General features: G+C 50.5%; 13 protein-coding genes. 7 read left to right on the top strand and 6 right to left on the bottom strand.

The genetic code is table 11. From position 1 onward, the window contains the following. Nucleotides 1–465: 465 nt before the first annotated feature. The 4 genes from BZG75_RS13210 (at nucleotide 466) to hemN (ending at nucleotide 3,676) form a co-directional block, all read left to right on the top strand. On the top strand, nucleotides 466–1,110 hold the full coding sequence (locus BZG75_RS13210) for a class I SAM-dependent methyltransferase (RefSeq protein WP_077577231.1): 645 nt from the start codon (nucleotides 466–468) through the stop codon (nucleotides 1,108–1,110). After that, on the top strand, nucleotides 1,107–1,595 hold the full coding sequence (gene yihI / locus BZG75_RS13205) for a Der GTPase-activating protein YihI (protein ID WP_077461682.1): 489 nt from the start codon (nucleotides 1,107–1,109) through the stop codon (nucleotides 1,593–1,595). The genes BZG75_RS13210 and yihI overlap by 4 nt, the downstream gene beginning before the upstream one ends. Nucleotides 1,596–1,608: 13 nt before the next feature. Continuing rightward, the gene (locus BZG75_RS13200; protein ID WP_077461681.1) at nucleotides 1,609–2,103 is read left to right on the top strand and encodes a DUF2489 domain-containing protein; all 495 of its coding nucleotides are present in this window, start codon (nucleotides 1,609–1,611) and stop codon (nucleotides 2,101–2,103) included. Between the two features lie 199 nt (nucleotides 2,104–2,302). Beyond that, entirely contained in the window at nucleotides 2,303–3,676 is a 1,374-nt protein-coding gene (gene hemN / locus BZG75_RS13195) for an oxygen-independent coproporphyrinogen III oxidase (protein WP_077577230.1), read from the top strand. A 47-nt stretch (nucleotides 3,677–3,723) separates the two neighbouring features. Here hemN and add read toward each other — a convergent pair whose 3' ends face one another. The 6 genes from add to glnA form a co-directional block, all read right to left on the bottom strand. After that, nucleotides 3,724–4,725, bottom strand: coding sequence for an adenosine deaminase (gene add, locus BZG75_RS13190; RefSeq protein WP_077461679.1), 1,002 nt, complete (start codon nucleotides 4,723–4,725; stop codon nucleotides 3,724–3,726). 85 nt (nucleotides 4,726–4,810) lie between these two features. Then, on the bottom strand, nucleotides 4,811–7,357 hold the full coding sequence (locus tag BZG75_RS13185) for a bifunctional diguanylate cyclase/phosphodiesterase (RefSeq protein ID WP_198532350.1): 2,547 nt from the start codon (nucleotides 7,355–7,357) through the stop codon (nucleotides 4,811–4,813). Nucleotides 7,358–7,492: 135 nt separating this feature from the next. Continuing rightward, the gene (gene glnG, locus BZG75_RS13180) at nucleotides 7,493–8,902 is read right to left on the bottom strand and encodes a nitrogen regulation protein NR(I) (protein ID WP_077461677.1); all 1,410 of its coding nucleotides are present in this window, start codon (nucleotides 8,900–8,902) and stop codon (nucleotides 7,493–7,495) included. Beyond that, nucleotides 8,895–9,959 carry a nitrogen regulation protein NR(II) gene (gene glnL / locus BZG75_RS13175; RefSeq protein WP_077577229.1) on the bottom strand — a complete coding sequence of 355 codons (1,065 nt, stop codon included), beginning with the start codon at nucleotides 9,957–9,959 and terminating at the stop codon, nucleotides 8,895–8,897. Before glnL ends, glnG begins: the two co-directional genes overlap by 8 nt. Before the next feature lie 109 nt (nucleotides 9,960–10,068). Continuing rightward, nucleotides 10,069–10,605, bottom strand: coding sequence for a DUF4124 domain-containing protein (locus tag BZG75_RS13170; RefSeq protein ID WP_158009993.1), 537 nt, complete (start codon nucleotides 10,603–10,605; stop codon nucleotides 10,069–10,071). Nucleotides 10,606–10,791: 186 nt separating this feature from the next. After that, complete coding sequence (glnA, locus tag BZG75_RS13165; protein WP_077461674.1) at nucleotides 10,792–12,201, bottom strand: glutamate--ammonia ligase; 1,410 nt, start codon at nucleotides 12,199–12,201, stop codon at nucleotides 10,792–10,794. 531 nt (nucleotides 12,202–12,732) lie between these two features. On the opposite strand from glnA, the gene typA reads away from it, so the two are divergent. The 3 genes from typA to dtd all read left to right on the top strand — a co-directional run bounded on the left by typA (nucleotide 12,733) and on the right by dtd (nucleotide 16,081). Then, nucleotides 12,733–14,559: a translational GTPase TypA gene (gene typA, locus BZG75_RS13160; protein ID WP_077577228.1), complete on the top strand. Its 1,827-nt coding sequence runs from the start codon at nucleotides 12,733–12,735 to the stop codon at nucleotides 14,557–14,559. Nucleotides 14,560–14,706: 147 nt separating this feature from the next. After that, nucleotides 14,707–15,675, top strand: coding sequence for a virulence factor BrkB family protein (locus tag BZG75_RS13155; protein WP_077577227.1), 969 nt, complete (start codon nucleotides 14,707–14,709; stop codon nucleotides 15,673–15,675). Continuing rightward, nucleotides 15,647–16,081, top strand: coding sequence for a D-aminoacyl-tRNA deacylase (dtd, locus tag BZG75_RS13150; RefSeq protein WP_077577226.1), 435 nt, complete (start codon nucleotides 15,647–15,649; stop codon nucleotides 16,079–16,081). Before BZG75_RS13155 ends, dtd begins: the two co-directional genes overlap by 29 nt. The last annotated feature ends 11 nt before the right edge of the window (nucleotides 16,082–16,092 follow it).

The following is a 16,092-nucleotide window of genomic DNA, read 5'->3' as shown; positions in this document are numbered from 1 at the left end:
CTATATATTCAATCACTTAATGCGCACATTTCTTTTTTAAACAGGATTTTTTTGTTTGGCATGCTAGGCAAATTAAGTGATTAGGATACGCTATCATCATCAACCGGACGTTGACGCCAAGAATAGGCCAACCGGCTAAGGAAAGCTTTTCACACCAGTAAGGTGTTGCCACAGGATGTGAACTCGCCAAGGTCGGCATGCAAGGATAGTCTCGCACAGGATGTGATGTGGATGTTATGACGACAAGGACGCAGGATGCGACCGTTAGGCAGGTAAGCCAACCACACTAACAGGATGTTAAAACCAAGGCGTAAAACGCTATTGAGCAGGGATGAAAGACGTACCAGGACGGACGACACCCGCTTATATCGCCAAGGCGATACCGCGACAGGCATTATGCCTGTCGCTTTTTTATTGACCCACTTTCTGCTACATTCGCGCCAGCTTTTGGCATAGACGAATAACATGCAGCACTGCCCTTTATGTGAGCATACCCAGACTCACCCTTACCATACCGATAAGCGCCGCGCCTATTTTCAATGTACGCGTTGTGATTTGGTGTTTATTGATCGCCAGGCACTGCTGGCACCGCACGATGAGAAAGCCATTTATGACTTGCACCAAAATCATCCTGATGATGCGGGTTATCAGCGCTTCTTATCGCGGTTGGCCACCCCGTTACTTGCGCGGTTAGCTGAATCGCCACGCAACGGCCTAGATTTTGGTTGTGGTCCGGGGCCGGTGCTTGCAAACATGCTGCGTGACGCGGGACATTCAATCGCCTGCTATGATCCCTTCTATGCCCCTGATACACAGGTGTTGGCGCGTGGTTACGATTTTATCACCTGCACCGAAGCGATTGAGCACTTTTATCACCCCGCCGAGCAGTGGACACAATGGCTATCCATGCTAAAGCCGGGTGGGTATCTGGGGATCATGACCAAGCTGGTCCAGGATCCAGCGGCATTTTCACGCTGGCACTATAAGAATGACCTGACTCATGTCAGCTTTTTTAGCCGCCAAACGTTTCAATTTCTAGCTGCTCAAGCTGGCTTCGAACTGACCTTTTTGGGCAACGATGTAATATTAATGAGGAAACCATTGTTATGACGCGTAAAAAGAAAACGCGCCGCACAGGATCGGAAGGCCCGGCGCAATACGTAGATAAAAACCAGACCGAGCAAGATCGAATTGCTCGCATGCTGAAAAAGCAGAAAAAACGGAAAGGAAAAAAAGCAGGATCGCGTCATTCTGAAGAAAGTGATGTGCAAACGCATCGTCGCGGCGGCAAGAAAGACCCACGGATTGGCAGTAAAAAACCGATTCCATTGGGGCCTGAAGCTGCGAAACCGAAACAATCCACGTTGACCCCTGCGCAAGAGCTGGAAAAGCTCGAGCAAGACCCGCAACTGAATGTCTTACTCGATCGCATCGAAAACGGTGAAAAGCTCGGGGCAGGGCTGCAAAACTATGTCGATGAAAAACTCGATCGCATTGAAGTGCTGATGGATAAGCTAGGGTTGCTGAGCGACGAGGATACACCGGAGGATGATGAAAGCGATCTGCTTGCCAAATTTGAGCAACAGAACGATTAAAGAGGAGTAGCAGGTGCAGGACGGGATCTGGATACTAGCAGGACTAGGCGCGCTGATTATTTTAGCGTTATCGGTATACGCCGGGACTTTGCTGGCAAGACTCAAGCGGCAGACGGCGCTGCAAGCGGAGATGGAAGAGGCGGCGATAAAAAAGCGGAATGATAAAATCATTGAAAGCGTTGATGTGATTGCGTTCGCAGCCTTGAAAGATCAATGTGATTTGTCCGAGGCGGCGATTCGTCTTTATATGATTATGGATCACCTCCAAGGGGAAAAGCGGGTTGAATTTGATAGCCGCTACCCTGCGTTATTTGAACTTTACGAGGCGGTCAAAGACACCCCACGAGGTGATGCCAGGAAAACCCTTAAAAAGAACGAACGGATGCGGTTGGACTTTGATCGTGCCAAGCATGAAGCGCGACTCGAGCAGGCGATAAAAGCCGAGTTGGCCGAGATTTTGGCCTTTACGGGTGGCCGGCATATCCCTGATCATATTTTGACCCACTAAGTGTACCTGCTTGGAATGCGGCTGCTCGCAGCGGCATTCCTTTATTATTTTGGCACAATACCCTTATAATTATTAGGCGAAAATCGATCTCGCCGACACTTTCACCATATCAATGCGGGTAGTGCTAAACACCTGACTTAAGGCTGTGGCACACTACACTTTGTTCTCCTTTCCTAAGCGCCTTTGCGGAATGTAAGCCATGTCATCACCACAAATCATTTGGGATCAAGCCTTGATCAATAAGTATAATTATTCAGGGCCCCGCTATACCTCGTACCCCACCGCGCTTGAATTCCATGAGGCATTTACGCCTGCGGAATTTGATATGGCATGTAGCCAGTATCCTGAGCGGCCGTTGTCGTTGTATGTGCATATCCCATTTTGTCACAAGCTCTGCTATTACTGCGGCTGCAACAAAGTGGTGACCCGGCATCAACATAAGGCGGATGAGTATCTGGATGCCTTGGAACATGAAATTCGCCAGCGTGCATTCTTACTGGGCGCCCGTCGGGTTACTCAATTGCACTGGGGAGGCGGTACACCCACCTTTCTCACCAAAGCACAGATCTCGCGTCTAATGGGGTTACTGCGCCAAGAGTTCCAGTTTGAAGACGATGCGGAAATCAGTATCGAGGTGGACCCACGTGAAATCCCGCTGGATATGCTCGATCATCTGCGCAGTGAAGGGTTTAATCGCATCAGTATTGGCGTGCAGGACTTTGATAAAAAAGTGCAGCAGCTGGTCAACCGAGAGCAAGATGAAGACTTTATTCACGCATTGGTTGCACGTGCGCGAGAGCTTGGCTTTCGCTCCACCAATCTTGATTTGATTTATGGTTTACCCAGCCAAACACCCGAGGGATTTGCCAACACGCTAGAGCAAGTGCTCACCATGCGCCCTGGGCGGCTATCAGTGTTTAACTATGCCCATTTACCTAATTTATTCGCCGCCCAGCGGAAAATAGACGAGAATGCCTTACCGTCACCCGACGCCAAGCTCACCATGCTGCAAGAAACCATTAACACGCTAACGGCGGCGGGGTACCAATTTATTGGTATGGACCACTTTGCGTTGCCCGATGATGAGCTGGCGGTTGCGCAACGTGAGGGACGCTTGCATCGTAATTTTCAAGGCTACACCACCCAGGGTGACTGTGACTTATTAGGATTGGGTGTGTCGGCGATTTCGATGATTGGTGATTGTTACGCGCAAAATCAAAAAGAGATGAAGCGGTATTATCACCAAGTGGATGCGGAGCGACATGCCTTATTTAAAGGCGTCATGTTGGAGCGCGATGATCGTATTCGCCGCGATGTGATTAAAGCCTTGATGTGTAACTTTACCCTTGAGAAGGCGGTGATCGCCGCACGTTATCAGATTGATTTTGACCGTTACTTTGCTGACGATCTCAAGTTGCTACAGTGTTTTATTGACGACGATTTGGTCCGTGTTACCGACCAGACCATCAGCGTGACCAAAACCGGTCGGATGCTGATCCGTAATATCTGTATGAGTTTTGATATTTATTTACGGGATAGGGCGCGACAACAACAGTTCTCACGGGTGATTTAAACAAAAAAACCGCCAAATGGCGGTTTTTTTATAACACCCACAGCCCATTAGCGGGCCGCAGCTTTGGCTATTAGCGCCGCTTTCTCATGGTCAGACAAGAAGGCAATGGTTAGGCCATTTTCTTGTAGTGTGTTGATTTGTGTAGCGGTTAAGCCCGCGGCTGGGGCCGCGACTTCATATTCATAGGGCAGCTCGATGCCTTCCACGGCTGGATCGTCGGTATTTAACGATGCCAGAATACCGTGGTCGAGGAATTGGCGCACCGGATGCTGTGCGAGATCAGCAATGGTACTGGTCTGAATATTCGAGGTTAGGCAGGATTCAATCCCGATACGGTGCTTGGCTAAATAGTCCATTAAAGCGGGGTCTTCAATCGCTTTCACGCCATGGCCAATACGGGTCGCGCCTAGCTCGTTAATCGCCTGCCACATACTCTCAGCGCCCGCAGCCTCACCAGCGTGAACCGTCACTTGCAAATCACTGGCTCGAACTTTGGCAAAATGTTCGGTGAATTGGTCTCCGGGCTGCCCCAGTTCGTCACCGGCTAAATCGATGGCAACCAGTTGCGATTTCTGTGTCAGTAGTGCATCCAACTCGGCCATACAGGCTTGGGTGCCGAAAGTACGGCTCATGATGCCAATCAGGTTGGTTTTCACGCCAAAGTCACGGCTGCCGGCCTGCACGCCATCGACGACGGCTTCCACCACGCCTTCGAGGGGCAGTTGATGTTTCATCGCCATGTAGTAGGGCGAAAATCGTAGTTCGGCATAGTCGATGTGTGCATTTAGGGCATCCTCGACGTTTTCATACGCCACGCGCCGTACCGCGTCGAGATCCCCGAGTACTGCCACACCCCAATCAAGTTTTGAGAGAAACGCGACCAAATCAGGCGCGGTATCAACCACCTGTACATGGGGGCGCAGGCTTTCAATGTCATGTGCCGGCAGCGGCATCGAAAACTGCTGACCAAGCTCTAAAATCGTATTGATGCGGATGTTGCCATCGAGGTGACGGTGTAGGTCCGTTAAAGGAAAATCGTGTCTCATCATCGTTGGTTCCCAGCCGGTGAGTTGGCGCTCAGTATAGCGACTGTGGCGCCATGCGTCAGCTGTCGAAGCGCGTAGGACGTGAGCCTTATCGCGTTGGCAATTTATCCGTTACCCGTTCTGTTGGTTGTTCGGCCAAGGGTAGGGGCCTGGCGAACAAGAACCCTTGCGCATAATGGCAACCAATTTCACGTAACCTAGCCGCCTCTTCTTTGGTTTCAATGCCTTCAGCGACCAAGTGGACATCCATGCCTCGGGTCATGGCAACCACGGCTTCAATGATCCTTTGGTTGGTGCTGTTTTCGGTCATCGAATGGACGAAGCTACGGTCGATTTTTAGGCTATCGAAAGCCATCTGATGTAAATAGGCCAATGAAGAATAGCCCGTACCAAAGTCGTCAATCGCAATTTTAATCCCAAGGGCGCGGATTTTAGTGAGCCCAGAGGTCGCGAGATGCTCATGGCTCATCAACTGTGACTCAGTGATCTCTAAGGTTAAATTCTCGGGCGGAAGTTGTGTGCGTGTGAGCACTTGCTCCAACTTGTCGATAAAGTCAGCCGATAATAACTGTCGTGCTGATAAGTTGACATGTAATTGGAAATGGGCAGGCCATCGTCCGGCTTCAATTTGTGCGACCGTATCAAAAGCGGCTTGTTCAAGCACTTGCATGCCGATTTGGTTGATTAAACCGCTTTGTTCGGCGACCGGAATGAACTCTGCTGGGGACACCATGCCACGGCTGGGGCTTTCCCAGCGCACTAAGGCTTCTGCGCCACAGAAATAGCCATCGCTTAAGCGCACGAAAGGTTGATAGAACACGACGAATTCATGATGCTGAACGGCATGATGAAGCTCAAGCAGGAGCCGAGACTGTTCTTGCACCCGAGCTTGCATACTGGCTTCAAAATAGACATACATCGCCGCATCACTGCGCTTGGCTTCACTGAGAGCCAACCCTGCGTGTTGGAGGCTTTCATGAATGGCATCCCCGTAGGTATAACCGAACACCACCCCGGCACAAGCATCCACCAGGACATCGTCGTTACCGATAGTGACTGGGCGGTTAAACAGACTCAGTAGTTGACTCACTAGCGCTTCTGACTGGGTTCGGTTAGTGGTGTGGGGCGCCAGGACTGCAAATTCATCACCGCGAACGCGTGCGATTAGCATACTGGAGCCATCGGCTAAATCTGTTAATCGTTGTGCGATGGCACATAGCAGCACATCACCGCCGTCTTGACCTAGGCTATCGTTAATATCTCGAAAGCCATTGACCCCTAAAATCGCCAAGGTATTCGGTGACCGATAACGCAGCCCGGCGGCTTGTTCGATCAAGCCTTCGCGCGTATACAACTGGGTTAAGTTATCTTGGCGGACTTGCTGACGTAAGCGGTTGAATGACTCTTGCATTTTGCCGGACATGTTATTAAACGCGTCTTTTAATATCGCAATCTCCCGCAGGTTGGCAGGGGTGTTAATTCGATAGGTGAGATTGCCTGAGGCGAGCTTTGCCGCCGCCTCTGCGGTGTCACGCAAGGGCCGAGTGAGTTGGCGAATAATTAAATAAACAATCACCAAGCCAATTACCGATATTGCGATCACTAAATAAATACTGATTTCTTGTTGGCTTAACAAGCTTTCGAGAAGCAGCTGATCAGGCAGGGCGGCCACCACATACCATTGATGCTGAAAAGGCGGCGGTAAGGCGATTTTTTTGACGGTGCCATAGAAGTGACCCTGTTTTTCATGGATGTCGAAATGAAACGATTTGCCGAGCTTTTCAGGTTCAGGAGGCCAATCAGCCGATATCTCATTGATGGTGGCGTTGAGTACTGAGTTATTGGTGATATTAGGGAAGTGTAAAATGTTGCTAGGACTGCTGTTGCCGCTATGGGCGATCATCCTGCCTTCGTCATCGACAATAAAAAGCGCGCCGCCGAGTTTTTGCTGGCGCTCACTGAGAAAGCGATTAAAGGCGTTCAGCTTGATATCGCTGGCGACCACCCCCCAGACCTCGCCACTAACCTGCACGGGCGCAATGGCAGAGAGTGATACTTCGCCGATTTCATCAGCATCGAGGTATATATCGGTCCAGCGTGGTTGTTCGCGGTTAAAGGCTGGAATATACCAGGGGCGAACACGAGGATCATAGTGGCTGTCTTGGTAAACAATATTGGCGTTTAACGTTCGACCGTCGAAGATGCGTAATGCGCCTTGTGTGGCATCACTTCGCTCCATCAAAATCGACTGGCCTGCTTGATTTTTGCGATAGCCAAAATAATCGCCGTTCGCATCAACGCCAATGCTGAGCACTTGCATGTATGGCATGGCTTGATAAAGCGACGTGTGACTACTGAGTAAATAGTCTCGCAAGCCTTTATTGTTGATGGGGGCGGCTTGGAGGCGAGCGGCGAGACGCTCAGCGACAAATACGTTGGCGTTAAACGGGTGCTGAAGATACTGGCGTAAGTCTAATTCAATCCCTTGAGAGTAATCGTCCAGCAGTAACTTACCGACAAACTGAGAGCTGGTGCGGTAGTGGTTGTTAATGGTCAGAATGATCACAATCAAGGTGAACGTGAGCACGAGAAACACGGGGAGCATTACAGCGGCTCGAATCGACAATGGGCGCATGTTTCTCATCAGAACAACAACATCACTTTTCTCATCAACTAAACACCATTGAAGTTAACACGATCAACGGTTTTTACTTCAATCTCTTTACTTAAATTTAGCAGAGGTTCAAATTGTGTTAGTTTTAATATTGCGTTAGTGCTCAATATTAAGCTCTTTCAGCTTGCGTGTCAGTGTATTACGTCCCCATCCTAAAATTTTCGCGGCTTCTTGCTTATGCCCATGAGTATGTTGCAACGCTGATTGTAGGAGTATTCGCTCCACGTTAGGCAATGCTTGTTGCAAAATGCCATGCTGCCCCTGAGTGATTGCGTCCTGAGCCCATTGAGTGAGTGCATCCTGCCAGTCTTTCGCTTCACTGTCGGTCACAGACAATGGCTGATTGACCAATTCGCGCGGTAAATCACCGGGGAGTACTTCTTTACTGCTGGCCATCACCGTGAGCCAGCGGCAGGTGTTTTCCAGCTGACGCACATTGCCAGGCCACGGAAGCTGACTCATCATGGCTTCGGTGTCCGGGTGAAGTTGTTTGGCCTCGACATCTAACTCTTTAGCCGCGCGGGCCAAAAAGTGTTGGCACAGTTGCGGGATGTCCTGGCGCCTGTCCTTGAGTGATGGAAGGTGGACGCGAATCACATTTAAGCGATGGAATAAGTCCTCTCGGAATGTACCATTGGTGACAAGGCGCTCTAAATCTTGGTGGGTCGCGGCAATAATACGGACATCCACATCGACGGCTGCGTGGCCACCCACGCGATAGAATTGACCATCGGCGAGCACGCGTAGCAAACGCGTTTGCACATCCAACGGCATGTCACCAATTTCATCTAAAAATAAGGTGCCGCCATTGGCTTGCTCAAACCGTCCTTGGCGAACGGCATTGGCTCCGGTAAATGCGCCTTTCTCATGCCCAAACAGCTCTGACTCGATCAAATCTTTTGGGATTGCTGCCATGTTCAGGGCAATAAAGGCTTGCTCTGAACGCGGACTATGGCGGTGAAGCGCTTGGGCGACTAACTCCTTGCCGGTGCCGGACTCACCGTTGATTAACACCGAAATGGATGAGCGCGATAACCGACCGATGGCGCGAAACACTTCTTGCATCGCCGGGGCTTCGCCAATGATTTCTGGCGTTTGTGCTTGTGGTTGCGTCGCCGTTTGCTGCTTTTGCTGTTCTTTAACGTGGGCTAACGCGCGCTCAACCAAGGCTAAGGCTTCGTCAATATCGAAAGGTTTTGGCAGGTACTCAAACGCGCCTTCTTTATAGGCATTAACCGCGGCATCTAAATCAGAGTGGGCGGTCATGATAATGACGGGTAAGCCTGGGTGTTGTGCTTGCACCACATTGAGCAGAGCAAGCCCATCGCTGCCTGGCATGCGAATGTCTGACACTAAAACGTCGGGGGTGCGCTCGTGCAACGCACTCATTACACTTTCAGCATCGCAAAATGTATCGCACGTGAGGCCCGCGGCACTCAGTGTTCGCTCCATCACCCAACGAATCGAGCTGTCATCATCCACGACCCAAATGGTCCCTTTACTCATGCGGTCTATCCTTTTCAATAATGGGTAATTGGATAGTGAAGCAGGTATGGCCCGGCCAGCTATTCACTTCAATTTTGCCCTGGTGTTGATCGATTAAGTGGTGGGTAATGGCCAGTCCGAGTCCGTTACCATCCGCTTTGCTGGTGACCATCGGATAGAACAAGGTATCTTGTAAGTGAGGGGCGATACCTGGGCCATTGTCGATGATTTCTATCTGGGCCACGACACGATGGCGTTGACCATGAATCACGGTTTGAAAACCGGTGCGGGTGCGCAGTGTGAGGCGTGCATCCTCTTGGCCACTCACCGCGTCGGCGGCATTGGTGACGACGTTGAGGATCGCCTGCTCAAGCTGCTCTGGATCCATATCAAAATCAGGCAAACTGGGATCATAGTCGCGCACAATATGCACCCCGTCATGATGATCAAGGCTGACCAGTTGACGGACTTTCTCCAAGACCACGTGTATATTTTGCCGTTGGCGTAATCCCGGGCGCTGCGGTCCAAGCAAGCGGTCGACTAAATTTCTTAAGCGGTCCGCTTGCTCGATAATGATTTGGGTATACTCCGCGAGGCTGGCATCGGGTAGCATTTTTTCCAGTAGCTGTGCCGCCCCGCGCAATCCGCCTAGCGGGTTTTTTATTTCATGAGCCAAGCCACGCACCAGTTCTTTTGCTGCTTGTTGTTGCGCTTTTTGGGTCAGCTCCTTGCTGATCCTTTGTTGCTGGCTCACGACGTTGACTTCAAGTAACAGACGGCCCTCATCCTCGGCGTCAAATAAGGGGCTTGCACTGAGTTGTACTTTTTGTGGTTGTCCATCAACCACCCAAGTGACATCACTATCCGTTAAACTTTGCCCTGCCTGAGTGGCGCTGGCTATGTGCGCCCAGTCAACACTGGCATGCTGAATTTGCTGTGTGAGGGGTTGCTGGCGCAAGCGCCTAGCACTTTGATGCATTAGCTGTTCTGCTGCTGCATTAACGTATTCAATACGCCATTGGCTGTCTACCACAATGATGGCGGTAAGCAGATGATCAAACAGTTGAGCTGGCGTCATCCGTGTCGCGTCCTTGTTTGCACTAGTTTGGTGCATTGAGTGTAATCGAGATCCTTGCATGATGCAGCCGGTACCACTGAGTTTGTGATGGTTTAGGTGCCGTGGTCGGTTAATCTTGGCGTCGATGGCGTTGATTAACGTGCGCGCGGTGTAAATACACGTGATGTATCGATGAGGATGCAATTACCTTGCCGCTTTCGAGGTATTGGACTTGAATCTGATGGGTGCCACGATCAATGGGCGCCAGCCGCCAATCCAGCTGTCGCTGTGATGCGTTTAAGCTAATGGTTGGGGGAGACGCAACGGGCTGGCCGTCTAAGACGAGCCGTGTTTGCTCGGCGGGGATGGAGAGCGGTGACACCGTGGCTGTCACGGATAGCTCGCCGGGATTACTGCGTAATGTTGCGCCATCATTGGGCGATACAAGGGTGAGTGTCACCGATTTGGGTGGTGTCAGGGCTGGCGCAGGCTGCTCAGTCGAAGACGAAGAGGCATCGTAGAGAGAGGGCGAAGACGTTAGGGATGCATACGGCCTAACGTGGTGCGGGCGCGCCGGAGGTTGGTCGCTAAAATGCACCTGGCCGTTGTCATCGGTCCACTGATAGAGCATGCCGGCATGGCTGCTAAAAGCCAATGTCAGTAACATAGCGCCTAGTAAAAGAGCTCCTCGCGAAAGAGCTCCTCGCCAACGAGCACCTAACTCACGCATCACAGCCCCCTAGGTTTGCGTGATCCCCTGCGGAGCATTGTAAGTGGGTACATACAGTCGCCAAGCATAAAAAAGCCCACCTGCGAGGTGGGCTACATTTTAAATGTTCAGCGTGACGAGTCGTTACACCGAGTAGTAAAGCTCAAACTCAACTGGGTGCGTTGTCATTTGAATACGCTCAACATCTTCGCTTTTCAGTTTGATGTATGAGTCGATAAAGTCGTCTGAGAACACGCCACCTGCGGTCAAGAATTCGCGGTCAGCATCCAGCGCCTGTAGAGCCTCTTTAAGGGACTCCGCTACCGTCGGAATTTCTGCCGCTTCTTCAGCCGGGAGATCATACAAGTCTTTGTCCATGGCATCGCCTGGATGAATCTTGTTTTTGATACCGTCAAGGCCGGCCATCAGCATCGAAGCAAAGCACAAATAAGGGTTCGCGGTTGGATCGGCAAAACGGAGCTCAATACGGCGCGCTTTCGGGCTAGGCACCACTGGGATACGAATTGACGCAGAGCGGTTACGCGCAGAATAAGCCAGCATGACCGGCGCTTCAAACCCAGGAACCAGGCGCTTATACGAGTTGGTTGACGCGTTGGCAAAGGCGTTAATGGCCCGTGCGTGCTTAATCACACCACCAATGTAATAAAGTGCTGTTTCAGATAGGCCACCGTATTTATCACCTGCAAAGAGGTTTTGACCATCTTTGGCCAGTGATTGGTGAACGTGCATGCCTGAGCCATTATCGCCCACCAGTGGTTTCGGCATAAAGGTCGCCGTCTTACCAAAGGCGTGTGCGACGTTGTGCACCACATATTTATAGATCTGAATTTCGTCCGCTTTAGTGGTCAAGGTGTTAAAGCGGGTCGCAATTTCGTTTTGGCCAGCCGTTGCCACTTCATGGTGGTGCGCTTCAACCACTAAGCCCATCTCTTCCATGACCAATGACATGGCCGAGCGAATATCTTGTGACGAATCGACCGGTGCAACCGGGAAATAGCCACCTTTAACGCCTGGACGGTGGCCTTTGTTACCGCCTTCCAGTGCGGTGCCTGAGTTCCAGCTCGCTTCGACGTCATCGATTTTGTAAAAAGAGCCGGCCATATCGGTGGCGAATTTCACGTCATCAAAGAGGAAAAACTCGGGTTCAGGCCCAATTAGAACGGTATCTGCGATCCCCGTTGAGCGCATGAAATCTTCAGCGCGTTTAGCAATGGAACGTGGGTCACGATCATACCCTTGCATGGTAGACGGCTCTAGAATATCACAGCGAATATTCAAGGTGCTTTCTTCGGTAAAGGGATCAAGCACGGCCGAACTTGCATCTGGCATCATGACCATGTCTGATTCGTTGATCCCTTTCCAGCCCGCCACGGATGAACCATCAAACATTTTGCCTTCTTCAAAGAAGTCATCGTCCACTTGATGAGAGGGGATGGAAACATGCTGCTCTTTGCCTTTGGTATCGGTAAAGCGCAGGTCGATGAATTTCACCTCGTTTTCTTGAATAAGTGCGAGCACATTTTCTACTGACATGTGAAATAACCTCCGGTGTCAAATTAGGTAAATAGCGAATTGGCTCCTTGCTGCATGACAAAGCGAAAACTGTGCCAACAATTTAAAACCACGCCATAGCAGGCTCGGCGGGTAAAAATGCCGCTCAGTGCTCGTCAAACGAGAGCGGGTTGCACCATTATTGTGCGCACATGCTCAATCATAGTGCAAGGGGCGAAGGTGGTGCAGATGTTTGTGCACGACATGGGTGCAACCCCATCCCCCTCTTCTTTTTAGCAGACAATCGGTATTGAGAGTGTGGGCCGTCTTTAAAAATTCATGTTTGCTCGAAGACCGGTGAATCCTTGTATTTGCTTAACAAATGACCAACTAGACAGCAGTCAAGCCACTTTGATGGTGAGCTGATTCACAGAATAAGGTGGGTTTTGCGACAAAATCTGGTACATTACGGCCGTTTTTTTAATCAGATGGTGGCCCCGTCGTGCTAGTATACGCTGTCTCAGCGTGTCAGGTTCGACACGCGCCGCGTCTAACGAGTGAAAAAGAGAGTCCATGACCAAAATACAAACAGATAAATTAAGAAATATCGCCATTATTGCCCACGTTGACCACGGTAAAACCACGCTAGTGGATAAGCTGCTTCAGCAATCCGGTACGCTGGCTTCCCGCGGTGAGGTGGAAGAGCGTGTCATGGACTCAAATGATATTGAGAAAGAGCGTGGCATCACCATTTTGGCGAAAAACACCGCCATTAACTGGAATGATTATCGAATTAACATCGTTGATACCCCAGGGCACGCCGATTTCGGTGGTGAAGTTGAGCGTATCATGTCGATGGTTGATTCGGTCTTATTGGTGGTTGATGCCGTTGATGGTCCGATGCCACAAACCCGCTTTGTGACCCAAAAAGCCTTCGCTCACGGCCTGAAGCCGATTTTGGTTATCAACAAAATTGACCGTCCGGGTGCACGCCCTGACTGGGTGATGGACCAAGTTTTCGATCTGTTTGACACCTTGGGTGCCACGGACGAACAGTTAGACTTCCAAGTGGTTTACGCATCAGCGCTAAACGGTTGGGCGAGCCTAGATGAAGGGACCGAAGGCGACGATATGGAGCCGTTGTTCAACGCGATCGTGGACAACGTCGATGCGCCTGACGTCGACATTACTACGCCATTGCAAATGCAGGTGTCTCAGCTTGATTATAACGCCTATGTCGGTGTTATCGGCGTGGGTCGAATTACGCGTGGCTCGGTGAAACCGAACCAGCAAGTGACCATCATCAGTGCCGATGGCAGCAAGCGCAATGGTAAGGTAGGTAGCGTCTTGGGTTACCTCGGCCTTGACCGTACTGATGTCGATGAAGCCTCAGCGGGCGACATTATTGCTATTACGGGTCTGGGCGAGCTAAAGATTTCAGACACCATCTGTGATCCAAGCAACGTTGAAGCGCTCCCCGCACTGACCGTTGATGAGCCAACTGTGACCATGACGTTCCAAGTCAATACCTCGCCGTTCGCCGGCCTAGAAGGTAAGTACGTGACGTCACGTAATATCCTTGAGCGTTTGCAAAAAGAGCTGGTCCACAACGTGGCGCTGCGTGTTGAAGAGACCGAGAACCCGGATAAATTCCGTGTATCAGGTCGTGGCGAATTGCACTTGTCGATCCTTATCGAGAATATGCGTCGCGAAGGCTTTGAGCTTGCCGTATCTCGCCCTGAAGTGATCATCAAAGAAGAAAACGGTGAGAAATTTGAACCGTTTGAAACCGTGACCATTGACGTGCTCGAAGAGCACCAAGGTGGCGTTATGGAAAGCATCGGTCTGCGTAAAGGCGAGCTGAGCAACATGCTCCCAGACGGTAAAGGCCGTGTACGCATGGACTTTGTGATGCCATCACGGGGTTTAATTGGTTTCCAAACCGAGTTCTTAACCCTGACCTCTGGTTCGGGCCTGATTTATCATACCTTTGACCATTACGGTAAATTCAAAGGGGGTGATATTGGCCAACGTATCAACGGTGTATTGATCTCAAACGCCGCAGGTAAGGCACTGACTTATGCCTTGTTTAACCTACAAGGCCGTGGTCGCTTGTTTGCTGAACACGGTGATGAAGTGTACGAAGGTCAAGTTATCGGTATTCATAACCGCGCCAATGACTTGACGGTTAACTGTCTGAAAGGTAAGCAATTGACTAACGTGCGTGCCTCGGGTACCGATGAGGCGCAGGTATTGAGCCCAGCGATCAAGTATACCTTGGAGCAAGCGCTTGAGTTTATTGATGACGATGAGCTGGTTGAAGTTACGCCAGAAAGCATCCGTATTCGTAAAAAGCTGTTGACTGAGACAGACCGCAAGCGCGCTGGTCGTAAAGGTTAATCGCGTTATATCATCATGTGACTGAGTCACCAGATTCTGTCCCAAGATTAAAGGCACCGTTAGGTGCCTTTTTTTGATCGCAGCGAGCGAGAAGTAAATCATGTACACTCATTACGCGTAAAACGGGCACAAGATAAAGGTGGAAGGATGCGCATAATTGGGACGCTAAATCAGAAAACGTGGCATGACAGCCGTAATTGGTTGAAAGCGATGCTCACGCATTTGTGGCAGCGTATGGGCGAAGACAGGCTCACGGTGAGTGCCGGTTATATGGCGTATGTCACGCTGCTTTCTTTGGTCCCCTTAGTCACTGTCGTGTTGTCTGCTTTTTCGAGTTTCCCGGGATTTTCTCAAGTGGGTGATACCTTACAAACATTTGTGATCAATAATTTTGTTCCCGCCGCCGGTGAGGTGGTGGCACGCTATCTCAACCAATTTGTTGCTAACGCCGGTAAGATGACCGCTGTTGGGGTTAGTTTTTTGTTTGTGGTCGCGATTATGCTGATCTCGGCGATCGACAAAAGTTTGAACCACACGTTTAAAATTCAGACCAAACGGCCGATGATGATTGCGTTCTCAATCTATTGGATGGTGCTCACGTTAGGGCCTATTTTGATTGGTACTAGCATCGCGCTGAGCTCTTACTTAACGTCTTTGTCGTTATTACAGACAGGGCTGGCGAATGATTTGTTTACCACCTTACTCCGAATCCTGCCTTTTCTTTTAACCACGCTCACCTTTATGGGATTATATACCCTGGTACCCAATACTCGCGTGCGCCTTCGCCATGCCTTGGTCGGTGCGGCTGTGGCGAGTGTGCTATTTGAGCTAAGTAAAAAAGTATTCGCGCTATATGTTGCCCACTTTCCCTCGTATCAATTAATTTACGGCGCTCTGGCCGTGGTGCCCATTCTGTTTGTGTGGGTGTATTTTAGCTGGTGTATTGTATTATTCGGCGCACAAGTTACCGCGACTTTAAGAGAGTCGGAGACTTGGTGGCCAAGTGGCACCTCGCCAGCGGTTAACAATCAGTCAGCCGGTTTGGCTGAGCCATCCCATCCTTTAATCAATCAAGCGGAGGCGCCTTATGATTGCCCTAATTCAACGCGTGAGTGAAGCCAATGTCACTGTCGACGGTGAGATCCTCGGTGCGATAGGGAAAGGGCTGGTGGTGCTTCTGGGCGTCGAAAAGGGCGATACCGATGCGGATGCCGCGAAACTGGCGCATAAAGTCAGAGGTTATCGTGTGTTTGAAGACGATAATGGCAAAATGAATCTCAATGTGTCTCAGTACGGCGGTGAATTGTTGGTGATATCGCAGTTTACCCTGGCTGCCGACACAAAAAAGGGAATGCGTCCGAGCTTCTCGGGGGCATCGCCTGATGAAGCAGAACGTTTGTACACGGTATTTTGTCAGGATTGCCAGCGTGCAGGGTTAAAAACGCAAACGGGTCAATTCGCCGCTGACATGAAAGTCAGCCTCGTTAATGATGGTCCTGTGACTTTCTGGCTTCAGGTATAACCACGCGCCTC

This window comes from Salinivibrio sp. AR640 (assembly GCF_001995405.1).
Classification (GTDB): domain Bacteria; phylum Pseudomonadota; class Gammaproteobacteria; order Enterobacterales; family Vibrionaceae; genus Salinivibrio; species Salinivibrio costicola.
The sequence above is the reverse complement of the archived record's forward strand: the minus strand, read 5'-3'. Positions and strand labels throughout refer to the sequence as shown.